20 protein-coding genes are annotated in these 22,605 nt (G+C 67.5%); 13 read left to right on the forward strand and 7 right to left on the reverse strand.

What is annotated here, in order from left to right:
* Positions 1–49 precede the first annotated feature (49 nt).
* From DBO33_RS13125 to DBO33_RS43540, 3 genes are all read left to right on the forward strand, one after another.
* Entirely contained in the window at positions 50–1,411 is a 1,362-nt protein-coding gene (locus tag DBO33_RS13125) for an FAD-binding oxidoreductase (RefSeq protein ID WP_107655283.1), read from the forward strand.
* Positions 1,412–1,548: 137 nt separating this feature from the next.
* A complete protein-coding gene (locus tag DBO33_RS13130; protein WP_107655284.1) occupies positions 1,549–2,433 on the forward strand; it encodes an SPFH domain-containing protein in 885 nt (294 codons plus the stop codon).
* Between the two features lie 12 nt (positions 2,434–2,445).
* Positions 2,446–2,601, forward strand: a complete 156-nt coding sequence (locus tag DBO33_RS43540) for a hypothetical protein (protein WP_186818832.1) — start codon at positions 2,446–2,448, stop codon at positions 2,599–2,601.
* Between the two features lie 83 nt (positions 2,602–2,684).
* Here the strand turns inward: DBO33_RS43540 and DBO33_RS13135 are convergent, their stop codons facing one another.
* The gene (locus tag DBO33_RS13135) at positions 2,685–3,428 is read right to left on the reverse strand and encodes a MerR family transcriptional regulator (protein ID WP_234390813.1); all 744 of its coding nucleotides are present in this window, start codon (positions 3,426–3,428) and stop codon (positions 2,685–2,687) included.
* A gap of 91 nt (positions 3,429–3,519) precedes the next feature.
* On the opposite strand from DBO33_RS13135, the gene DBO33_RS13140 reads away from it, so the two are divergent.
* Positions 3,520–4,794, forward strand: coding sequence for an erythromycin esterase family protein (locus DBO33_RS13140; protein ID WP_234390814.1), 1,275 nt, complete (start codon positions 3,520–3,522; stop codon positions 4,792–4,794).
* Here DBO33_RS13140 and DBO33_RS13145 read toward each other — a convergent pair.
* Positions 4,772–5,623: a class I SAM-dependent methyltransferase gene (locus DBO33_RS13145; RefSeq protein WP_107655286.1), complete on the reverse strand. Its 852-nt coding sequence runs from the start codon at positions 5,621–5,623 to the stop codon at positions 4,772–4,774. The genes DBO33_RS13140 and DBO33_RS13145 overlap by 23 nt on opposite strands.
* A 245-nt stretch (positions 5,624–5,868) precedes the next feature.
* Between DBO33_RS13145 and rpsA the strand changes: the two genes are divergently transcribed.
* Both rpsA and DBO33_RS13155 read left to right on the forward strand, forming a co-directional pair.
* Entirely contained in the window at positions 5,869–7,350 is a 1,482-nt protein-coding gene (gene rpsA / locus DBO33_RS13150; protein WP_107655287.1) for a 30S ribosomal protein S1, read from the forward strand.
* 95 nt (positions 7,351–7,445) lie between these two features.
* On the forward strand, positions 7,446–8,078 hold the full coding sequence (locus DBO33_RS13155; protein WP_159080231.1) for a TetR/AcrR family transcriptional regulator: 633 nt from the start codon (positions 7,446–7,448) through the stop codon (positions 8,076–8,078).
* On the opposite strand, the gene DBO33_RS13160 is transcribed toward DBO33_RS13155, so the two are convergent.
* The 3 genes from DBO33_RS13160 to DBO33_RS13170 form a co-directional block, all read right to left on the reverse strand.
* Positions 8,047–10,278, reverse strand: a complete 2,232-nt coding sequence (locus DBO33_RS13160; RefSeq protein WP_107655289.1) for an MMPL family transporter — start codon at positions 10,276–10,278, stop codon at positions 8,047–8,049. The genes DBO33_RS13155 and DBO33_RS13160 overlap by 32 nt on opposite strands.
* Positions 10,279–10,517: 239 nt before the next feature.
* A complete protein-coding gene (locus DBO33_RS13165) occupies positions 10,518–11,093 on the reverse strand; it encodes a hypothetical protein (protein ID WP_159080232.1) in 576 nt (191 codons plus the stop codon).
* 132 nt (positions 11,094–11,225) lie between these two features.
* Positions 11,226–11,912 carry an NAD(P)-dependent oxidoreductase gene (locus DBO33_RS13170; RefSeq protein ID WP_107655291.1) on the reverse strand — a complete coding sequence of 229 codons (687 nt, stop codon included), beginning with the start codon at positions 11,910–11,912 and terminating at the stop codon, positions 11,226–11,228.
* A gap of 99 nt (positions 11,913–12,011) precedes the next feature.
* Here DBO33_RS13170 and DBO33_RS13175 point away from each other — a divergent pair, with 99 nt between their 5' ends.
* A complete protein-coding gene (locus DBO33_RS13175; RefSeq protein ID WP_234390815.1) occupies positions 12,012–12,701 on the forward strand; it encodes a TetR/AcrR family transcriptional regulator in 690 nt (229 codons plus the stop codon).
* Between the two features lie 93 nt (positions 12,702–12,794).
* On the opposite strand, the gene DBO33_RS13180 is transcribed toward DBO33_RS13175, so the two are convergent.
* Positions 12,795–13,928, reverse strand: a complete 1,134-nt coding sequence (locus tag DBO33_RS13180) for a hypothetical protein (protein ID WP_107655292.1) — start codon at positions 13,926–13,928, stop codon at positions 12,795–12,797.
* A gap of 270 nt (positions 13,929–14,198) precedes the next feature.
* Here DBO33_RS13180 and DBO33_RS13185 point away from each other — a divergent pair, with 270 nt between their 5' ends.
* The 5 genes from DBO33_RS13185 to DBO33_RS13205 all read left to right on the forward strand — a co-directional run bounded on the left by DBO33_RS13185 (position 14,199) and on the right by DBO33_RS13205 (position 20,797).
* On the forward strand, positions 14,199–15,176 hold the full coding sequence (locus DBO33_RS13185; RefSeq protein ID WP_107655293.1) for an ornithine cyclodeaminase: 978 nt from the start codon (positions 14,199–14,201) through the stop codon (positions 15,174–15,176).
* Positions 15,167–16,516 (forward strand): alanine racemase, encoded by a 1,350-nt coding sequence (locus tag DBO33_RS13190; RefSeq protein ID WP_107655294.1) that lies wholly within the window; start codon positions 15,167–15,169, stop codon positions 16,514–16,516. The genes DBO33_RS13185 and DBO33_RS13190 overlap by 10 nt, the downstream gene beginning before the upstream one ends.
* A gap of 38 nt (positions 16,517–16,554) precedes the next feature.
* Positions 16,555–17,631, forward strand: coding sequence for a PLP-dependent cysteine synthase family protein (locus DBO33_RS13195; RefSeq protein WP_234391362.1), 1,077 nt, complete (start codon positions 16,555–16,557; stop codon positions 17,629–17,631).
* Between the two features lie 5 nt (positions 17,632–17,636).
* Positions 17,637–19,040, forward strand: coding sequence for an MATE family efflux transporter (locus DBO33_RS13200; RefSeq protein ID WP_107655295.1), 1,404 nt, complete (start codon positions 17,637–17,639; stop codon positions 19,038–19,040).
* A 212-nt stretch (positions 19,041–19,252) separates the two neighbouring features.
* Positions 19,253–20,797: a phospholipase C gene (locus DBO33_RS13205; protein WP_107655296.1), complete on the forward strand. Its 1,545-nt coding sequence runs from the start codon at positions 19,253–19,255 to the stop codon at positions 20,795–20,797.
* A gap of 49 nt (positions 20,798–20,846) precedes the next feature.
* On the opposite strand, the gene DBO33_RS42735 is transcribed toward DBO33_RS13205, so the two are convergent.
* A complete protein-coding gene (locus tag DBO33_RS42735; protein ID WP_135236016.1) occupies positions 20,847–21,059 on the reverse strand; it encodes a hypothetical protein in 213 nt (70 codons plus the stop codon).
* Between the two features lie 328 nt (positions 21,060–21,387).
* On the opposite strand from DBO33_RS42735, the gene coaE reads away from it, so the two are divergent.
* Positions 21,388–22,590, forward strand: coding sequence for a dephospho-CoA kinase (gene coaE, locus DBO33_RS13210; protein WP_107660228.1), 1,203 nt, complete (start codon positions 21,388–21,390; stop codon positions 22,588–22,590).
* Positions 22,591–22,605: the final 15 nt, after the last annotated feature.

Genomic DNA, 22,605 nt, shown 5'->3' on the forward strand with positions numbered 1-22,605 from the left:
AAGATCTATCTGTTGTACTTCTGGGCGGGCAGCGAGCATCGTCGGAGGCATGGGAAACACCGCAGCGCACACCATCGACAGCGACACCTTCACCGGCCCGGTCTTCCGCCCGGGTGACCCCGGCTACGACGAGGAGATCGCCGGCTTCCAGACCGCGTACACGCACCGGCCCGCACTGGTCGTCGGTGCCGTACACGCCGAAGACGTCCGCGCCGCGGTGGAATACGCCGCGGGGCAGGATCTTCCGGTCGCGGTGCAGGCGACCGGGCACGGCCTGTCGGTCGCGGCCGACGGGGGAGTGCTGATCAGCACTCGTCGGATGACCGGCATCGACATCGACCCGGAGGCAAAGACGGCACGCGTCGGTGCCGGCGTGCGTGCCGGTGCACTGGTCGAGGCGGCAGCTGCGCACGGCCTCGCGCCGCTGAACGGTTCCTCGCCTTCGGTCGGCGTCGTCGGCTATCTGCTCGGCGGCGGAATCGGTCTGCTGGCAAGGGAATTCGGCTATGCCGCGGAGCAGGTGCGCGCCATCGAGCTGGTCACCGCCGACGGACGTGTGCGCAAGCTCGTCCCCGGCGACGAGCTGTTCGGCGCGGTCCTCGGCAGCGGCGGCAACTACGGCGTGGTCACCGCGCTCGAGCTGGCGCTGCTGCCCGTCACCGAGGTGTACGGCGGTCAGCTCGTATTCGACACCCCGCTGGTCGAGCAGGCCCTCGAGGTCTGGCGGCAGTGGACCGCAACGGTTCCCGACCAGCTGACCTCCACCGTCGCCACCCTGACCTTCCCCGACATCCCGCAGGTCCCCGCCCCGCTGCGCGGCCGCTACGTGGCCTCGTTCCGGATCGCTTTCAACGGTGCTGCCGAGGAAGGCGAACGGCTGGTCGCCCCGCTGCGGGCGGTGGGCGACCGTCTGAAGGACGACCTGCGCCCGATGCCCTACACCGAATCGCACACCATCCACAGCGACCCCGATCACCCGCACGGCTACGCGGCCACCAACGCTCTGCTCGGTGAATTCACCGCAGAAACGTTGTCCGCCTTGCTCTCCGCCGCGGGCCCGGACTCCGGCACCGACGCCGTCGTCGACCTCCGCCACCTCGGCGCAGCACTGAGCAGGCCGCGCGGGAACGGCATCGTCGTCGACCACCGCGACGCCGCCTACGTCGTCCGGGTCATCACCGACCCCGCCGACCCCACCGCGGCCAAGGACAAGATCGGCAACGCTCTCGCCCCGTGGACCATCGGCCACAGCCTCAACTTCCTCTACGGTGCGGGTGCCGACGCCGACGAGGCCCAAACCCGCGCCGGATACGCCCCCGACACCTACGCGCGTCTCGCGCAACTGAAGGCAAAGTACGACCCGCGCAACATGTTCCGCTTCAACCGCAACATCCGTCCCGCCGCGAGCTGATCCACCGCAGCCCTGGGAATCTCCGCTTGGAACTCCCAGGGCTTCGCTCCACCGGTGCGATTCCCGGAATTCGTTGGTGCCGACCAACGCCATCGTCTGCTATCTTCGTGATATCACTTTGATACCTGGAGGATGTCATGAAGCTTCGGCCCGCATTACACGTCAACGGCTTCTTGGTGCTGGTGGCGTGGCTGGTGCTCACCCTGTTGTTCGGCGGCGCGGCGGCGCTCGGCTACGTCGCGGCGGCGCAGAACGGCAACGTGCCCGCGCTCGTCGGCGCGATCGTCGCGAGTTTCCTGGTGCTCGTGCTGCTGCTGTCGGCGACCGGCCTGATCATCGTGAACCCGAACGAAGCCCAGGTGGTCCAGTTCTTCGGCCGCTACATCGGTTCGGTGAGCGATCCCGGCTTCTACTCGGTGCTGCCGCTGACCGACCGCAAGCGAATCTCGTTGCGCGTGCGTAACTTCGAGACGCAGAAGCTGAAGGTCAACGACGCCGACGGCAACCCGGTCGAGATCGCGGCCGTCGTGGTCTACAAGGTGGTCGACAGCTTCAAGGCCGCGTTCGCCGTCGACGACTACGAGGAGTACGTGCAGACCCAGTCCGAGGCCGCGGTCCGGCACCTGGCCACCACGCACCCTTACGACTCGCACGACGACACCCGCACCAGCCTGCGCGACGGCAGCGAGGTGGCCGAGGAGCTCACCGTCGAGTTGCGCGACCGCACCCTGCTGGCCGGCATCGAGGTGCTCGAGGCCCGCATCACCCACCTCGCTTACGCCCCGGAGATCGCCCAGGCCATGCTGGTTCGTCAGCAGGCCTCCCAGGTGGTCGCCGCCCGTACCCAGATCGTCGAGGGCGCGGTCGGCATGGTCAGCCTCGCGCTCGACCGGCTCACCGAGCAGGGTGTGGTGGAACTGGACGAGGAGCGCCGCGCCGCCATGGTCTCGAACCTGCTGGTCGTGCTCTGCGGTGACAGAGCCACCCAGCCTGTCGTGAACGCCGGCTCGCTCTACAACTGAGCGCCGAAGCCCATGGCTGAGCGCAAGAAGCTGCTGCTACGGCTCGATCCGGCCGTCCACGAGGCGATCGCGAAGTGGGCGGCCGACGACCTGCGCAGCATCAACGCCCAAATCGAATTCGCCCTACGGCTGGCGCTCGAACAGGCGGGCCGAAAACCTAAATCATGAGCACGAGGGCCGGTGGCGAAGCGAACTGCGCCACCGGTTCGTTATGAAAGGCCCTGCCGCAGAACAAAATATGGCGGCGGGGCCTACTCGTGTTCAGTCGCCGCCGCGTCCGGTTCGGTGGACCGGTCTGCGCTGAGGTAGGCGTCCAGGTGCGGTGCGGCGGCGAGCATGGCCCGGCTGCGCCGGTTGAGCCGCGCCCGCCATTCGTCGAGCACATCCGACAGGTCGTCCGAATCTCCCACAGCGCGTAAGTGATCCACGAAGAGTTTGATGCGGGCGAGCGGGTAGCCGCCGCGACGGAGTTGCCGGGTCAGGTGGGCGTCGCGCACGACGTCGGGTGGGTAGATCCGGTAGCCGGTGGCCCGTTCGCGGTGCGGGCGAAGGATTCCCGCCTCTTCCCACTTGCGCAGCGATGCGGGATGCAGGCCGAGGCGATGCGCCAGCGCGCCGATGGTGAGGCCGTGGGACCGGTCCTCGACCGGTCGTGGCGCGGCGGCCAGGGTGCCGAGGGCGGCGGCGACCTCGTCGAGCGTCTTGCGCTCGTGCAGCAGGTCGGCGTGCGCCTGGTCGATGAGACGGAACAGTGCGGCCTCGTCGCCTCGATGCGCGGCCCGCAGCATCGCGGCGGACGTCTGATGCCCGTAACCCGTGCGCAGGGCTAGGAACGCGCGCAACGCTCGAGCGTGCACTTCGGAGTATCGGCGGTAGCCGGCGTCGCTGCGCTCGGCAGCCGGGAGGATTCCCTCGTCTTCGTAATTGCGGACCGCCTGGGTGGACAAACCGTGCTCACGAGCCAGGTCGGCGGGCCGCAGAGTTCGCGCTGCCATCTCCCTAGTTTGAGGGTTAGCGCGCGTTGCTACCAGCCAGCACCAGGAAAAGTCTCAACCGATTGTTCAACGATACGGTCGAAGGTACCTGATGGAACACCCAGAAAGGCACCGCATGACCAGGCAACTCTCCGTGCACGACATCGGTCTCCAGTTCGGCGGCGAGACCGATGCCGGCGCGACCATCGGCCGATTCCTCGACACCCTCGACTGGCCGCCCGCCCTGCTCGGCCTCGGCGAGCCGACCCACGGAGTCGAGGCCTTCCCGCTTTTGCGTAACGAACTCCTGAAGTATCTGGTCGAGCACCACGGCTACCGCTCCATCGCCCTCGAAATCGACTGCGTCGCAGCGGCTGTCCTCGACGACTACGTGCGGACCGGTCGCGGCGAATTGGCCGACGTTGTCGCGGCGGGCTTCAACCACGGCTTCGACGCCTGGCCGTCCAACCACGAGTTGATTGCCTGGCTGCGTGACTACAACACCGGCCGCGATCCGCGATACCAGGTGCGCTGCTACGGATTCGACGCCCCGACCGAGATCACCGCCGCTCCGAGTCCCCGCGCGACGCTGCTCGGCGCACACGCCTACCTACGCGAACACGTACCCGCCGAACGACTTCCGCACGACGCCGAAACCCTGGACACCCTGCTAGGCGACGACGCCGACTGGACGAACCCCGACGCGATGATGGACGCGGGCCGCTCCATCGGCCAGACCGACCGTGCCCGCACACTGCGCTTGGCCGCCGACGACCTGCTCGCGGTCTACACCACCGAGGCCCCCGGTCTGCGACAAGCCAGCTCCGACAACGACTTCGAGCGCGCCTATCTGCTCGCCCGGATGGCCCACGGCCTGCTCCGCTACCACGCCGCAATGGCTACTCCGGGTCCCGACCGAGCCGCCGTTCTGCTCGGGCTGCGCGATGGCATGATGGCGGACAACCTGCTCGACATCGTCCGCATCGAGAAACATCGCGGGCCCTGTCTGGTGTTCGCCCACAACAGCCACCTCCAGCGGACCGAGTCCAGCTGGCAGGGCCACTGGGAGGGCGCGGACTTTTCGTGGCGCTGGTGGAGCGCAGGCGCCATCGCGGCGGCCACCCTGAACACCGAGTACGTCTTCATCGCGGCGGATTACGGCCACTGCGCGAATGCCCCGTTACCGCAGGACGATCCGCGCAGCCTGCACGCCGTCCTTGCCGCCGCGACCACCGACCGGGCACTGTTCCCCGCCCGATTACTGACCGCCGCTCTCGATTCGGACGTCACCACGCGCGTCTCGACGGACCACCGCTACGGTCCGCTGTCGCCCGCGGCGCTCGACGGCGCCGACGCCGTCGTCTTCATCGCGCAGGTTTCTCGGTGACGAAGATGGCGGTGCCGGGGAAGATCTCGCCGCGCAGCGGGCTCCACTGACCCCACTCGCGGTCGAGCCACTCCGGCCAGTCCGGTTCGACGATGTCCACCACCAGCAACCCGGCCGCCACGATTTCGCGGACCCGGTCGCCGATGGTGCGGTGGTGCTCGACGTAGGTCGGCTCACCCTCGCTGTCCACCTCGACATAAGGAGTGCGGTCGAAGTAGGGGATGGCGGCGGTGAGCCCGGCCGGGCCTGGATCGTCGGGGAAGATCCAGCGCATCGGGTGGTTCACCGAGAACACCCAGCGACCGCCGGGCCGCAGCACCCGGGCGACCTCGCGCATCACTTGGGCAGAATCCGCGACGAACGGAATCGCGCCGAACGCCGAGCACGCCAGGTCGAACGACTCGTCGGCGAAGGGCAGGATCTCGGCGCCGGCCTGGATCAGCGGCACCTGCGGCCCGCCCCGCTCCATCGCGGCCCGGCCGCGCGCCAGCATGCCCATCGACAGATCAAGCCCGACCGGGTGTGCCCCCTGCCCGGCCAGCCAGCGTGCGCACGGCGCCGACCCGCAGCCGATCTCCAGGACCCGCTTGCCGGCCACCTCGCCGAGGAAGCGCATGTCGCCTTCGTGCAGCCCCTCCGGGCACCAGACGAATTCGCCATCTGGGGAATCCACGCCGAGAAAATCGGCGTGCGTCTCGTGATACTGGCCCGCGTCGGCGTCCCACCAGCGGCGACTGGCCTGTTGACTGGCGGCCGAGCCGATCCGGGTGCGCGCGGTTCCCGCGGTTCCGAGCAGTGTGTTTGCCTCTGCATGGCGATCTTCCGACACGCCGTCAGCGTATCCCGGCGTGGCGGCCGGACCGGTTTGCCCGCCTGGACCAAGGTCGCGTACGCTGAACGCGCGAGTGCCTTCTGTACAGCCGTACCGGAGTCAACCACCCGTGCTGAGTTTCACGTGCGTTACGTGCGGTACGTTCCTAGTGTCCGTCTTCACACCACCGCGGTGAATTCGCCAGCGTACCGAAAGTTCCAATGTCCGCAACCGACCACAATCCGTCCGGAGCAAACCGACATATGCCCACCACCGTCACCTCGCCGCAGGTAGCCGTCAACGACATCGGCTCCGCCGAGGATTTCCTCGCCGCCATCGACGCCACGATCAAGTACTTCAATGACGGCGACATCGTCGAAGGAACCATCGTCAAGGTCGACCGCGACGAGGTCCTGCTCGACATCGGTTACAAGACCGAAGGCGTCATCCCTTCCCGCGAACTCTCCATCAAGCACGATGTCGACCCGAATGAGGTCGTTTCCGTGGGTGATGAGGTCGAGGCTCTTGTTCTCACCAAGGAGGACAAGGAAGGCCGCCTGATCCTGTCGAAGAAGCGGGCTCAGTACGAGCGCGCGTGGGGCACGATCGAGGAGCTCAAGGAGAAGGACGAGGCCGTCAAGGGCACCGTCATCGAGGTCGTCAAGGGCGGCCTGATCCTCGACATCGGTCTCCGCGGCTTCCTGCCCGCCTCGCTCGTCGAGATGCGTCGCGTCCGCGACCTCCAGCCGTACGTCGGCAAGGAGATCGAGGCCAAGATCATCGAGCTGGACAAGAACCGCAACAACGTCGTGCTGTCCCGCCGCGCATGGCTCGAGCAGACCCAGTCCGAGGTCCGCAGCGAGTTCCTGCACCAGCTGCAGAAGGGCCAGGTCCGCAAGGGTGTGGTCTCCTCGATCGTCAACTTCGGTGCCTTCGTGGACCTGGGTGGCGTCGACGGCCTGGTGCACGTCTCCGAGCTGTCCTGGAAGCACATCGACCATCCCTCCGAGGTTGTCGAGGTCGGCACCGAGGTCACCGTCGAGGTCCTCGACGTCGACCTGGACCGCGAGCGGGTTTCGCTCTCGCTCAAGGCGACCCAGGAAGACCCGTGGCGTCAGTTCGCCCGGACCCACGCGATCGGCCAGATCGTGCCCGGAAAGGTCACCAAGCTGGTTCCGTTCGGTGCGTTCGTGCGCGTCGAAGAGGGCATCGAGGGCCTGGTGCACATCTCCGAGCTGGCCGAGCGCCACGTGGAGGTCCCGGACCAGGTTGTCGCCGTCGGCGACGACGCGATGGTCAAGGTCATCGACATCGACCTGGAGCGTCGCCGGATCTCGCTGTCGCTGAAGCAGGCGAACGAGGACTACCACGCCGAGTTCGACCCGTCGAAGTACGGCATGGCCGACAGCTACGACGACCAGGGCAACTACATCTTCCCCGAGGGCTTCGATCCCGACACCAACGAGTGGCTCGAGGGCTTCGACAAGCAGCGCGAAGAGTGGGAAGGCCGTTACGCCGAGGCGGAGCGTCGCCACAAGATGCACACCGCTCAGATGGAGAAGATGGCGGCCGACGCCGCGGCCGAGGCCGCGAACGGTGGCGGTTCGTCCAACTACTCCTCCGAGAGCGGCGGCGGCGCGCAGGCGTCCTCCTCCTCTTCCAGCTCGACCGAGTCGGCCGGCGGTTCGCTGGCCAGCGACGCGCAGCTGGCGGCACTGCGGGAGAAGCTCTCCGGCAACGCCTGATAGACACCTGTGACGAAGGCCCCGGTCCACTGGACCGGGGCCTTCGCCCATGTCGGGGCCGTGGCGGCCGATTCCGCCCGGTATTCTGAACGATGATGTCCGATGCCGCTGTTGAGCTCCCGTCCACTTCCTGGGAGCGCAGGAAGATCGAGGCGATGAGCCGGATCCAGCGGGTCGCGCTGGATCTGTTCGACGAGCACGGGTATCGCAATGTCACCATCGAACGGGTCGCCGCGGCGGCCGGGGTCTCGCCCAGCTCGGTGTACCGCTACTTCGGCACCAAAGAGATGCTCGTGCTGCACGACGAGGCGGACCCCAAGGTGCTGGAGGCGATCCGCACCGCAGGCGGCGGCACCACCGTCGAACCCGCGGGCCTGATCGCCGTCGCGCGGATGCTCGTCCCGCTGTTGATCGAATCGCTGCTGACCGAGGAGTCGGAGCGGCGCATCCGCCAGCGGCTGCAATACACGGCGGCGATTCCGGAGATCAAGGTCGGCCAGACCAAGCAGATGCGTGAGCTGGAGGACCAGTTCCGGATGCTGTTCGCCGAACGAACCGGCTTCGCCGCCAACGATTTACGGGTACGGATGGCTGCGGCCACCGCGGTCTGGGGTTGCGTCGCGGCGTTGGACCATTGGGCCGGAATGGATTTCGCGGGGCGGCTGAAGGACGTCTACACCGAGGCCGTCGGATCGATCATCGACCAGATCGAGACCATGTTCCGCTAGTCGACTTCCGCTTCGGTAGCCACCAGTTCCAGCGCCCGAACAGCCGCATGAACGCGGGCACCAGCACCAGCCGCACGAGCACCGCGTCGATCGCGATGGCGACCGCGAGCGCGAACCCGATCTGTTTGAGCTCCAGCACATTCGCGGTCACGAAGCTGGCGAAGACGGCCACCATGATCGCGGCGGCCGCGGTGATCGGCCTGGCAGTGCGTTGCAGCCCATCGGCGACTGCCGCGGCATTGTCGTGGTGCACATCCCAGTGTTCCTTCATCCGGCGGATGAGGAACACCTCGTAATCCATTGATAGACCGAACAACACGGCGAACACCAGCATCGGCAGGTATATCTGGAGGAACCCGGTGCTGTGGAAGCCGAGAGCCGACTCGCCGATGCCGTGCTGGAAGACGGCGACCGTAATACCCAGTGCCGCACCGGTGGCCAGCAGATTCAACAGGATCGCCTTCACCGCCAGCACAAGGCTGCGGAACGCGGCGACGAGGAAGGCGAAGGAGACGGCCAGCACCAGCGCGATCACCCAGGGGAATCGACCGGTGATCCGTTCGGACACATCGACGAACAGCGCGGTGGTGCCGCCGATGCGCACCTCGGCGTCGCCGAGAGACGCTGCGCGGGAACGCATATCGGTGACCAGATCGGCGGCGTCGGTGGACCCGAACGCGGCGCGCGGGACGACGGCCGCGAACATCCGGCCGTCCGCGTACTGCGGCAGCACGGTCGCGATCCGGGGGTCACGGGAAAGTTCACCGATGAACTGGTCGGCTTCCGCGCGGGCCGCACTGGTCAACGGTGCGGTGTCCGCGCCGGTCGCGACCACCTCGATCGGTGCCAGCAGGCCGGGGGTGAAGTTCTTTTCGACCAGGGCGATCGCCTGACCGGCGGGGCGCTCGGTGAGTGCGTCGGTGCCCACGTCGACGCCGTAGCGCAGGCCGGTGAGCGGCGCGGCCGCCACGATCAGGAGCGCGACGCCGACCGTGCCGAACAGCACCGGACGTGCCATCACGGTGTGCGCCCACCGCGCCCAGGCGCTCGACGCCGCCGCGGATCGCACCTCCGCGGGACGCATCCGCTCGGGCAGCGCTCCGCGATTCACCGCCGGGCCCAGCGTCGCGAGCAGCGCGGGCAGCAGGGTGAACGCGGCGGTCATGGTGGCGAGTACCGCGGTGACCACGCCGACGGCGATGCCGTTCAGCATCGGCAGCCCGACGACGGCCAGCGAGCACAGCGAGATCATCACGATGAGCCCGGAGGCGAGCACCGTCCGGCCGGTGGTGTCCATCGCCGCGCCGACGGCCTCGTGAATGGCGTTGCGGTCGCGGCGGTTTCGGACGCCGCGGCGGGTCAGCTCCTCGTTGAAGCGGCTGACGATGAACATCGCGTAGTCGATCGCCGTGCCGGTGGCGATCATCGTCGCCACCGAGAGCACCAGGGAATCGAAGGCGAGGAAGGTCGTCAGGCCGAAGAGTGCGCCGACGGCTACCGCGATGCCTGCCGCGGTCACCGTGATCGGTAGCAGAGCTGCGGTCAATGCCCCGAGTGCCAGCACCAGCAGCACCGTCGCCACGGGGATGCCGAGGGTTTCCGCGCGTTGCAGGTCGGCCGTCTCGATCTGCATCATCTCGGACTGGATCGGCGCGTACCCGGTGAGCATGACCTGGGTGCCCGCGCCTGGTCCGGTCTCGATGGCCGCCTGTAAATCCTGCACGACCTGTACTCGGGCCGAGATGTCGCCGTCGACGCCGATGATGCCGAACGCGGTGTGCCGGTCGGCGGATATCTGGGCGGCATTGCCGTCGAACGGGCCGATGGCCCCGGCCACGCCCGAGGTCTGCCTGGCGACAGTGATCGCCCGATCGATGGTCGCGCGGTATGCCGGTGTATCGACGGTGTGCTCGGCCGAGTGGAAGACGATCAGGTCCTGCTCGATGCCGAACCGGGAGAAGTGTTCCGCGACAAGATGATCGACCGCGACCGAGTCGGAGCCGGGCACCGAGTAGTCGGGTGTGCCGAGCCGGGCATGCAACGCGGGATAGGCCGCGCCGCACACCACGACCAAAAGCAGCCAGACGCCGAGCACGATCTTGCGATGCCTCGCCATCGCGACACCCCACCGCCCGGCCGCACCCCACCGCCGGGCTGGAGCGGGCGGTTCCGGCCGTTCGAGGATGGTGGGTTGTGCCATCGCCCCTCCAGGGATCGCTATCTGACAGTCACTATCAGGTGCCTGTCAGCATAGGAACAGCGAGGGAAAATTAGCAAGGGACTGTCATGAGGGGAGTCTGTCCGGCGAGGTTCTCGTCCCTCATGCGGTGCGGATGGCCCGGGTGTGTGGGGGACCACCGCACCGCATCAGCATGGCCGGGGTACGCCAGGGCGATGCCGCCGATCGGTCGACCAGCGGGCAGGCGCCACGCGTCGAAGTCAGTTGTCGGCGCGGCGCTTCCGCTCACCTTGATGGGCGACACCGGTTCGCCGCGATGGCTTCGTGGTCCCGCGCTTCACCTGCGGCGTGGTGGTCGGCGCCCGTAACGGGCCGACCGCCTGGGCCGTGGTGAGGGCGACGACCTGGATCTGCTCCAATCGCAGGCCGAGTCCGGCGAGCCGGGCGATCACGCCGAGGCGATGTTCCGGCAGGCCTGGCCGAATCGGCAGTGGTTCCTGGCCGGGCCTGCGCAGCACGTAGGTCCTGCGGTCGGCGTCGAAGTCGATCGGCGCACCATCGCGCACGGCGCGGTAGGCGTCGAGGTCCAGGTTGTTGTGCTTGATCGGATCGATCAGCAAGGCGTCGATCAACCGCTCGGCGTGCGCGAGACGCATGTCCCGATCCGGCGGATCCAGGTGTTCCACCTGCCGCGCGATCCGCCACCGATAGCCATCGGCGGCGGCGCGCAACAGGTACCGATGCCGTTCGATCTCAGCCGCCAGCTCGACCAGCCGCTCGACGTCGACAAACATCGGTTCACGCGGGTCGGGCATCGAAGCTGGAACGTCGGGCATTGCGCCTCCTCGGTCGAGTTGCCAATTACGTTGGGCAACAACTCGATCGACGTCCGACCTGGTTTCTATTGTGGCAGAGGGGTACGACAGGTTTCGGACAGCCGTGCACCCAGCAGTGTGCTGGGCACTGCGTCAGTAACCGACCGTGAAGCGGCGCTGGAGGTAGCGCGGCTGTTCGACCTCGTCCAGCAGGGCGACGGCGAGATCCTCGGCCGAGAGATCGGGCGCCCCGTCCGCGGCGATGAGCAACTGGTCGCCGCCGACGCGGAAGCGGCCGGTTCGCGTGCCGGGGTTGATCCGGCCGGCCGAGGGACTGAGATAGGTCCAGTGGCGATTGGACAGCCGGTACACGTTCAACGCATCCCGCAACGCCCGCACCACCTCGCCGTACTCGGCGGGCACGCCGAGATCCTCGGTGAGGGAGCGCACGAAGTCCGCGCCGGTGTCGACCAGTTGCAGGCCGGGTGCGATCTCCAGGCTGCCCGCGCCGCCGACGGCGATCACCCGGACTCGCGGGTGCCGTTCGAGCGCACTGATCATCGCCTGCGCCCCGACCACGAAATCGCCTGCGCGCGCGATGGTATCGGCGATGCCGTGCCCGGCGTTGACCGCGCTGATCACCACGTCGAGGCCGGAGAGGGCGGCCGCGATGCTGTCGGCGTCGAGCCAGTCGGCGACCTGCCAGGTCACGGTGCCGCGCTCGGCGGGGAAGCGATCAGCATCCCGGCTGAACGCGGTCACCCGATGTCCGCGTCGCGTCGCCTCGTCGACGGTGCGGCTGCCGATGACGCCTGTCGCGCCGAAAATCCCGATGTGCACGATGTACTCCCTAAACGCTGTCCAGTTACTACACGCCGTTCAGTAACGACACGGGTGATAGTAGCCAAACGCTGTAGAGTGTCAACCGTGGTGGAGGCCGTGAAGAGTCGCAGAGAGCGCATGCGTGAGCAGGCGTCCGGTGAGATCAAGGCCATTGCCCTGCGGTTATTGGCCGAGGGCGGCCCCGACGCCGTCTCGTTGCGCGCCATCGCCCGCGACATGGGCATGACGGCCGGCGCCATCTACGGCTACTACGCCACCCGTGACGACCTGATCTCCACCCTGATCTCCGACGTGTACACCGCCCTGGTCGACCGGGTCGAGGCCGCGCGCGACGCGGTCCCCGCCGACGACCCCGCCGGGCGAATCGTGGCGTGGGGTGAGGCCGTGCGCGACTGGGCAATTCAGCATCCCGCCGAGTTCCGGCTCATCTACGGCGACCCGGTGCCCGGCTACCAGCCGCCGCCGGGTGGACCCGCCGCCACCGCCGCATTGCGGGCGTGCACCGGCCTCGTCGGTCTGACCGCCGCCGCGTGGCCCAGCGCGCAGAAGCATCAAAACCGCGGCGACACAACATGGTCCGACTTCGACGCGGGTCTCGTCACCCACGTCCGCGCCGACTTTCCCGAGTTGCCCGCTGCCGCACTCGGTCTCGCGTTACGCATGTGGGGTCGCATGCACGGACTGATCGCGCTGGAGGTCTACGGCCACCTCGTTCCCCAATCACAGGATCCCGCAAAGCTTTTCCACCTCGAGATGCTCGATCTGGTCCGCTCGCTCGGGCTGTAGCCGGTAGCTGGGTTGCCGAGGGGAATGGTCGTCGCGAAGGCCTCGTCGCAATTGTTGTCTAGATGGTTGCTCGCTGCGTGCTGACCGGGTTCGTCAGACCCCGAGGTAGCCGAGCGTCGCGGCGAACATGATGCCGGTGAACAGTGGCCAGAACAGGATTTTCGGGAGCAGGTTGTCGCGCCAGGCGACGGCTTTGCTGAAAGCACCGTGCAACAACATCGTGGCGTTGAGGGCAACCAGCAGCGTCATCACATAGAGGGTGAAGTACCAGTACTCGATGTAGGAGATGCCCGCGGAGCCTATTTCGGTGCGGGCGGCGTTGTCGTTGACCGCCACGACGAGCACGGTGGACACCGAGAAGGTGATGATCGCGAAAGCGGTGAAACCCGAAATGGGCCGGCGGTCGGGGTCGGTGGTGATCACGAACAGCGACAGGAACATCAGGACGGCGAGCAGCAGCACCGGCACGATCCGGCCGAGCATCGGTCCGAGCAGGCCGCGGCTGACGCCGACGTTGAAATACAGCTCGTCGGTATTGGACAGCCCGGGATGGGACAGCATGCTGTATTCCTGACGGTTCAGGCTCCACACCGTGTAATCGGGTGTCCAGTCGCCGAATACGAGGTCGGGGTCCAAGCCGTTGAGGGCCTTGCCATCCCACGGCGGGAACGACTCGAACGAGGGCACCAGCTGGACCGGATGGATCATGTCGACCGGGCGCATCCGCAGCCAGATGTCCTGGTGATCGAGCGGATAGTCCTCATAATTGAATTGCTGCCGGATGACCGTAGAGAACGACCAGACGATCACGCGGTTCTCGCCGAGTGGATACTCGAAGACCTTTTTGGGGCAGTGCGGATCCTCGGCCTCGAGTAGCAGGACGCCGGGCTCGATGTCTTCCGGAAAGCCGGGCGGGATGTGCTGCCAGATATGTCCGGTGGCTTTCACGTTGTGGGCGTTGATGAATTGCAGCGCATTCAACAGCACGCCGGTGGATACCCGGGGCACGACGCGATCCTGGGGGAGGTGCGGCGCCACCGCGGTTTCCGCTTCGGCGTAGCTCGACACCGTAACGCCTTTCTCCGCGACCGGCGCGTGCCTGCTTCCGGCGTGGGTCCACGAGTACACGGTGCCCGCGGCCAGCGTCAGGGATACGACGGCGGAGGCGAGCCACAACCACAGCTTCGCCTTCGGCGCGCAGCGCGAGACCACCTCCCTGATCGGCATGGTCGGGAGATTAGCTCGAGGTTAGCCATCGGGCCGGGACCTGCCGGATCGGCGGGTATGTCGCGCCCGACTCGGTGCATGTGCCCGAATTCACTTTTAATGCTAATGAAAATCATTACCGATAGTCTACGATGCTGACATGGCTTTTTCTCGGATCGGGATGTGTGCTGCCCCAACGGCATTCGTGGCAAGCACGCCGGCCCGCAGCCCGGTGGATGGGGTGCCGCCGTCCGGACGGCTGCTCGATTCGCCCAACGACATCGGAGTTCTATGAGCAACGCACTGCACATCCTCACGCGCACCGATCTGGCCGATATCGACCTCCCGCCCGCCGAGGTGATCGACCTGGTAGAGGACGGCTACCTGGCGTTCGCGCAGGGCGATTCCCGCTGCCCGGTGAAGCTGATGATGCCGATCCCGAAGACCGAACGCGACGCGGTGTCGTACTCGATGCTCGGCTACGACGGTTCGCTCGACCAGCTCGGTTTCAAGACCTCCTACCGGCAGGGCAGCGAGAGCGCGGACAAGTACTACACGACGATCAGCCTCTACGACGACACCACCGGGCTGCCGTTCGCGTTCATGGACTGCCAGCGCGTCGGCGCCTCGCGCACACCGGCCACCACGGCGATCATCGCGAAACACGCTGCCCGCGAAGGCGCTACGAGCGCGCTCATGATCGGCACCGGCGTCCAAAGCCGTAACACATTGCCGTACTTGCTGACCGCCCTGCCTAACCTGGAGCGGCTGCGGTTGTTCGGCACCCACCCGGACGGCATCGCGGAAAGCATTGCGGCACTGCACCGCTGGTTCCCGGACCGGGACATCGAACTGGTCGACGACGTGCCCGCGGCGGTCGCCGAGTCCGACATCGTCGTCGTCGCCTCCGGCCGGGCCGCGCATCCCAAGGTGCGCACCGAGTGGCTGCCGCCGGGCGGGCTGCTGATCTCGGTAGCCAGCAAGGGTGTCGAGAGCGGCGCCTTACGCGCGGCCGACTACACGATCGCCACCAGCACCGGGCAACTCGGCGTCACCGGCACCCGGCTTGCCGGACCGGAGGGGCAGCCGGTGATCGATGCCGAACTGCCCGACATCGTGGCGGGGCGGGCACCGGGACGGTCCGGCGGCGACGATCGGGTGTTCGCTTTCGCCAGCGGCATGATCATCACCGACATCCCGGTCGCGCACGCACTGGCGACGCGCGCGGTGGCGGCCGGACGTGGACAGCGGGTGGAACTGTGGTCCTGAACGCCGCACTGCTCGATCTGCCCGCACTGCCTGCGCTGGAACAGGAATGGCAGCGCCGGGTGCGCACGGACCCGCAGCTGCTCTTCGATATCCACCATGCTGTCGGGGGCCCGTTCCACGTCGTCTATCCGGAGCAGTTCGCCCGAAATCTGCGCTCCTTCCAGGAAACCCTGGCCGGGCATGGTGTGCATGGCCAGGTCTACTACGGCAAGAAGGCGAACAAGGCGGGCTGCTGGCTGCCTGCCATCGCCGATCTCGACGGAGCCGTGGATGTCGCCAGCGAGCCGGAGCTGGTGCACGCGCTGGCGCACGGCATTCGCGGTCGCGACATCGGGGTGACCGGGGCGGCCAAAACCGATGCGCTGCTGCGGCTGGCCGCCAGGCACGACTGCGTGATCGCCATCGATGCCCTCGACGAGCTGGCCCGGGTCGCGGAGATCGCGCGCAGCGCGGGGCGGGTGCGGATCCTGTTGCGCCGGTTGCCGCCGAACGCGCCGCACAGTCGATTCGGTTTGTCGGCAACAGATCTCGATACCGCGATGACCCTGTGTGCGCAGTGGCGGCCGCAGATCGAGTTGATCGGATTCTCGTTCCACCTCGATGGTTACGCCGTCGCACCGCGGGCAGAATTGGCTTACGACCTGATCCAGTTGTGCGCCAAGACTAAAGCGCAAGGCTTGCCGATCACCGCCCTCTCGATCGGCGGCGGCTTCGCCTGCCGCTACGTGGGAGACGACGATTGGCAGGCGTTCCTGGACCACCGGCGCGACGACTGGTTCCACGCGGGCAAACGATTCGAGAAGTTCTACCCGTACGCGCAGGAGCCGACCGGCGCCGACATGCTGGACGCCATCCTTACTACGGGCTTCGACGGTCGCACACTGGCAAGCCACCTGCGCGACAACGACATCCAGCTGTTCATCGAACCCGGCCGGGCGCTGCTCATCGATGCGGGCTTCACCGTGTTCCCCGTGCTCGGTTTCAAACAGAACGCCGACTACGGCATCACCACCGTGCACGGGCTCAGCATGAGCGTGTCCGAGCAGTGGAAAGGCAGCGAGTTCCTGCTGGCTCCGATCCTGGTGCCGCGGCGCACGGACCCGGCCGCGCAACCGATCGCCAGCTGCGTCGGCGGCGCGAGCTGCATGGAGTACGACGTCCTCACCTGGCGCAAAGTGCCGCTGCCGCAACGGCCTGCACACGGTGACCTGCTGCTGTACCCGAATACGGCGGGCTACCAGATGGACAAGAACGAGAGCGAATTCCACCAACTCCCGTTGCCGCCGAAGGTAGTCGTCACACATCAGGAAGGCCGGTTCCTGTGGCGCTTGGACAGGTAGATACGAAGGCATACGTGGATTCGCATCGGCAAGTGGCTGTGCACGACCCCGTGGCGCACCTCCCACGGCGGCGCGAGAACGTCGTCCGCTCAGCCTCCGAGCTCATCGGCTCCACCCCGCTGCTCGAACTCATCCGCACTGGCACCGGCACCCGCCTGCTGCTGAAGCTGGAGCAGTTCAACCCGACCGGCTCCGCGAAGGTACGCATGGCGCGGGAGATGGTGCTGCAGGCCGAACGCAGCGGCGAACTGCGCCCCGGCGGGCACATCGTCGAACCGACCTCCGGCAACACCGGCACCGGACTCGCGCTCATGGCTCTGGAGCGCGGCTACACCTTCACCGCCGTGGTCGATGGCCACGCCGCCGAGGACAAGCTGCGGGCGATGAAAGCGATGGGCGCGCAGCTCGTTTCGGTGGACAGCGGCACCGGCGGCGGGCCGAGCACGGTCGAGCGCAGGCGGATCGCCGCGGAGATCGCGGCCCGCACCGGCGCGTACCGCCCCGACCAGCACAACAATCCGCACAACAACGCGGGCTACCGCGAACTCGCCCACGAACTGCTCGCCGATATCGACACCGACGTCGACTACCTGATCGGCGCCGTCGGGACCGGCGGATCCCTCTGCGGCACGGTCGAAGAACTGCGCAGGCTCGGCTCCCGCGTCCATGCCCTCGGTGTCGAACCGACGGGCTCCGTCATCTTCGGCGGTGCGGCCGGCGGTTACTGGCAGTCCGGCGCGGGCAGCCCCGCCGGATTCCCGGTGGGCGGCAACGTGAAATACGACGCCATCGACGAGGACTGCCGAGTCGGCGACATCGATGCGTTCGCCACCGCCCGGGTGGTCGCGCGGCGCACCGGCATCCTCGTCGGCGGAACCGGCGGCGCCGCAATCCATGTGGCGTTGCGCCGTCTCGTGCATGTGCCCGCGGGCAGCACGGTCATCGTGCTGGTGTGTGATGCGGGGGAGAAGTACCTCGACACCGTGTACGACGACGACTGGCTGCGCGAACGTGGCCTGCTGGACCGGGCGGCGCAACAGCGAATCATCAGGCTCTGCCGGGCGTACGACGAATCGGTGCGGCTGGCAGCATACGGCGTTCGGACGGGAGCTTAGGTCACATGGCGTTTCGAGAGTATCGAGCGATCGTCGCGCTGGCCGCGCCGATCGCGGGTATCCAGCTCGCTCAGGTGGCACTGACCACGGTCGACCTGGCGATGATGGGGCTGCTCGGTGTCGCCGCCGTCGCCGCGGGCGGGCTCGCGCTGCTGCTGTACAACCAGCTGCGCACCATGTGCGTCGGCATGATCACCGGCGTCGGGAACATGATCGCCGGGGCCGTCGGTGGTAGCGAAAAGCGCACGGGGCAACGCGATCTCGACGAGCAAGCGCGGTCCGAGATCCGCGGGTTCGTCCGCGCGGCGGCCTTCGTGGCGACGGTGACGTCGACGGCGGGCGCACTGCTGCTGATCGCGCTGGGCTACGCGCTGCGCTGGCTCGGCCAGGCCCCCGACGTGCTCGAGCTGGCCCGCCCGATCATGTGGACGCTCGCGCCCGGCCTGATCCCCATGCTCTGGCTGAACGTGTTGCGGCAGTTCGCCGTCGGCATGCGGCGGGCGGGCTCACTGTTGCGGGTGACGCTGCTGTCGATCGGCGTCAACGCACTGCTCAATGCGCTGTTCATCTTCGGCTGGTTCGGCGTGCCGAAACTCGGCTTGGCCGGCATCGGCCTGTCCACCACGCTCGTTCAGCTCTGGACGTTCGGCAGCTATCTGCGCACCGTGCGGCGCGACCCGCTGCTCGGCGACCTGCTGTCCCTGCGCGCGTGGCAGGCGGACCGGGCCACCGTGACCCGCATCGTCCGGATGGGCACGCCGATCTCGTTGACCTACGGCGCGGAAGCGGCGATCACCTCCATCGCCGCGGTGCTGATGGGCAGCTTCGGACCGGTGGCGCTGGCCGCGAGCAATATCGTCAACCAGCTGGCCTACATCGTCTACCAGGTCAATATCGGTCTGTCCCAGGGCTCTTCGATTCTGGTGAGCCGTACGGTCGGGCAGGGCGACGGGCACGCGGTGGCGGCCATCGCGCGGCGCACCGTGCTGCTGGGCTTCGCTTTCATGACCGTGGTCGGCCTCGGCTACGTGCTGTTCCCCGGCGCGGTACTCGCGCCGTTCCTCGGCTCGCACCACGACGACACCGCCGTCATCGCCGCCGCCTCGACGCTGCTGTGGTTCGCGATCATCCAGCAGTACTGCAAGGGCTCACAGAACCTGTCCATCGGCCTGCTGCGCGGCATCGGAAATACCAAGGCGGGGATGCAGAGCACGTTGATCGGCTACTTCGCCATCGGGGTACCCGCCATGGCCGTATTCGGGTTCGGTCTCGGGTGGGACGGGCCCGGCATCTGGCTCGGGCTCTGCCTCGGCTTCGGGGCCACCGCCGCGCTGGTGTGGCGGAAGTTTCTGCGCGGCGCCGCCGACATGGCCACGCCCACGCGGGAATCCGTGCCCGCGAACCGGTGAAAGCGGGCAAAAGGTGTGAAACACTCAGAACGGCGGGACAATTCGGGCAGCCCTCCGGCAACCAGGCGGAATCACTCTCTCGCACCGTGCTTTCGCCCACTTCCCGATCCGGCTAAACGATCTTTCTCTGCGGTGTCGCAGCACGTCGGGTAGGGTCGGCGCCGATCGCGAAATTCTGCTCGACAGCCCTGGCGGAAAGGTCGGCCGAAGAGATGTGCGCAGCGGGGCCGTTCAGCGGGCTCAATCGCAGACAATTCCTAGCGAAGGCGGCGGCGGCCGGTGCGGTGGGCGCGTTGGCTTCTTGGGCCAACCCGATCATCGAACGGGCCTACGCCGCCGACCCCGCCGGCCTGGGCGGACTGGGCGATATCGAGCACTTCGTCTTGCTCATGCAGGAAAACCGCTCCTTCGATCACTATTTCGGCTCCCTGTCCGGCGTTCGCGGGTTCGACGACCCGTCGGCGGCCTGGCGCCAGTACGGCTGGACGCCGGGCGCGGGTCCGGGGCCCGACGGGTACCTGAATCCGTTCCGTCTCGACACCACCCGCGGCGCCTCGCTCGACGGCGAATGCATCAACGACCCGGACCACAGCTGGGGCGGCATGCACCACGCCTGGAACGACGGCCGCAACGACCAGTGGATGCCGATGTCGGTCGAGAGCGTCGGCCCGGCCAACGCGCCCGCGGCCATGGGTTATTACCTGCCCGAAGACATTCCGATCCACACCGAGCTCGCCGACGCCTTCACGCTGTGCGACAACTACCACTGCTCGGTGCTCGGCCCCACCGACCCGAACCGGCTGTACTGGATCAGCGCGACCATCGACCCGGACGGCCGCGCCGGCGGTCCGCTGGTGGAAACCCCCACGCTGATCCCGCAGCACGTGTACAGCTGGCGTACCTACCCGGAGAACCTGTCCGAGGCGGGCGTCAGCTGGAAGATCTACAACAACCGCGACATCGGCCCGTTGTCCTCGGTGCTGCTCGACGGCATGCTCGGCTGCTTCACCCAATCCGCCGACCCGAATTCGGAATTGGCGCGCCGCGGTAGAGCACCGGTCTACCCCAACGACTTTCAAGCCGACGTCGCCAACGACACGCTGCCCGCCGTCTCGTGGGTGATCCCGTCACTGCTGAACTGCGAACATCCCGCGCTGCCTGCGGCTTTCGGCGCCTTCGGCATCGTGCAGCTGCTCGACATCCTCACCTCGAACCCGAAGGTGTGGGAGAAGACGGCGGTGATCATCAGCTACGACGAGAACGGCGGCTTCTTCGACCACGTCACCCCGCCGACTCCGCCACCGGGTACGCCCGGCGAGTTCCTCACCGTGCCGCTCGACCGCGTGTCCTCCTCGGCGGGCATCGCCGGTCCGATTGGTTTGGGCTATCGTGTTCCCGCGCTGGTGATTTCGCCGTACACCCGGGGCGGCCTCGTCGCTTCGGAGACGTTCGACCACACCTCACAGCTGCGACTGCTGGAAACCAGGTTCGGAGTGGAGGTGCCGAATCTGACCGCGTGGCGACGCGGGGTCACCGGCGATATGACCTCCACCTTCGATTTCGGCTCGGCACCGAATATAGCGAAACCGGTGCTGCCGGACCCGAAACCGAAAATGGATGCCGCGGTCGCCCAATGCGGCCCGAATATCGCGTTGGGTACGGCGGAGACCGGGATCCCTTATCCGGTGCCGCCGAATTCGATGCCGACACAACAACCCGGCACCCGGCGCAAGCCGAGCGGGTTGATTCGGGCATGAGAGTGGCCCAGCCCTGGCGGGGGCTGGGCCACTTCTCGACGTGTACGCCTCAGCTCGCGGTGGCGGGCACCCACCGGACCGACGGGACGGCGGAGCGTTTTCGCATAGCGGCGAAGCTGTGCCGGGCCGGGCTGATCAACGCGCTGAACCATGTGCGGCGGTGTTCGGCTAACGCGGCCGCGACGGCGGGGATCTGGGTGCAGTGCACGCCACCCGCCATGCCCAGGCGGTGGCGAGCCGTCTGGTTGTATCTGGTGCCCAATGATGTTCCTTTGCTTGCTGGTGCTGGCGCCCTGGATCGCCACGGCGAAGATTAGCCGAACGAAAGTGCCGTGCAGAGTATTTTGCGCAAGTAATTGGGTCGGCGTGTCGGAAAGTTGTCGCCCGAGTACCGGGTCCGGCCGGAATTGTTGCGAAATGGTCTCGGCCTCGTCACGGATCGGGCAATTACGGCGGCGGCAGGTGGAAAGCGCGGGCCGGATGGGTAATCGAGCCGATTGTGTCGCCGAAGTCGAACGTCGGTCCTTGCGGCACTGCCTGGCAGTGTGGGCGCGCAGGCCGCCCCGGCCGCGGGATGCGAGACTGGTCCGATGTTGCGGATCGGCCTCACCGGAGGCATGGGAGCGGGCAAGTCGACGGTGGCGCGAATTCTCGCCGATCTCGGCGCGGTGATCATCGATTCCGACCTGATCGCCAGGGAGGTCGTCGCGCCGGGTACCGAGGGCCTGGCGGCGCTCGTGGACGCGTTCGGCACCGAGATCCTGGCGGCCGACGGCAGCCTAAACCGGCCCACCCTGGCGGCCAAGGCGTTCGCGGACGACGAATCGCGCGCGACGCTGAATTCGATTACCCATCCGCTGGTGGGCAAGCGCACCGCCGAACTCATTTCCGCGGCCGCGGCCGATGCGATTGTTGTGCAGGATATTCCGCTGCTCGTCGAAAATGGTCTCGCACCATTGATGAACTTGGTAATTGTCGTCGATGTCGATGCGGAAACTCGGCTGCGCAGGCTGGTCGAATTCCGCGGCGTCGCCGAAGCCGATGCGCGAGCGCGTATTGCCGCGCAGGCCACCGACGAACAGCGGCGCGCGGTCGCCGACGTGTTGCTCGACAACAGTGGCGCGCCTGCGGCGATCGAGGACGAGGTGCGGCGGCTGTGGCAGGAACGGCTGGTGCCGTTCGAGCAGAACCTCCGTGCCGGGACGCCCGCGCGTAAGAAGGACATCCGGCTGGTGCCGGCGAACCCGGACTGGGCCGTGCAGGCGCAGCGGCTCATCGCGAGGCTGTGGGTGGCGTGTGGGGCGGCGGCGTCGCGCATCGATCACATCGGCTCGACCGCCGTGCCGGAGCTGCCCGCCAAGGACGTGCTCGATCTACAGATCACCGTCGCGGACCTCGCGGCGGCCGACGGACTGCGGGATGCGTTGGGGGCGGCGGGATTTCCGGTTCGACCGGAGATTACGGAAGACTGCCCGAGGCCGACGGCGCAGGATCCGGCGGGCACGGACGTCACGTTGTGGACCAAGCGTTACCACCAGAACGCCGACCCCGGCCGCCTCGCCAATGTGCATGTGCGCGTGGCCGGTACGCCCGGGCAGGAGTACGCGCTGCTGTTCCGTGACTGGTTGCGCGCCGACGCCGACGCGCGCGCCGAATACCTCGAGGTCAAGCGTGCGGCGGAGGCGAAGGCGACCGGACTGACCGGCGAGGCGGCGACGATCGCCTACCTCGACGTCAAAGAGCCCTGGTTCGCCGCCGCCTACCCCCGCATGCAGGCTTGGCGGGATCGCTAGCGGTGTTGCCGTCGG

It is taken from the genome of Nocardia suismassiliense, from assembly GCF_900269665.1.
Lineage (GTDB): Bacteria > Actinomycetota > Actinomycetes > Mycobacteriales > Mycobacteriaceae > Nocardia > Nocardia suismassiliense.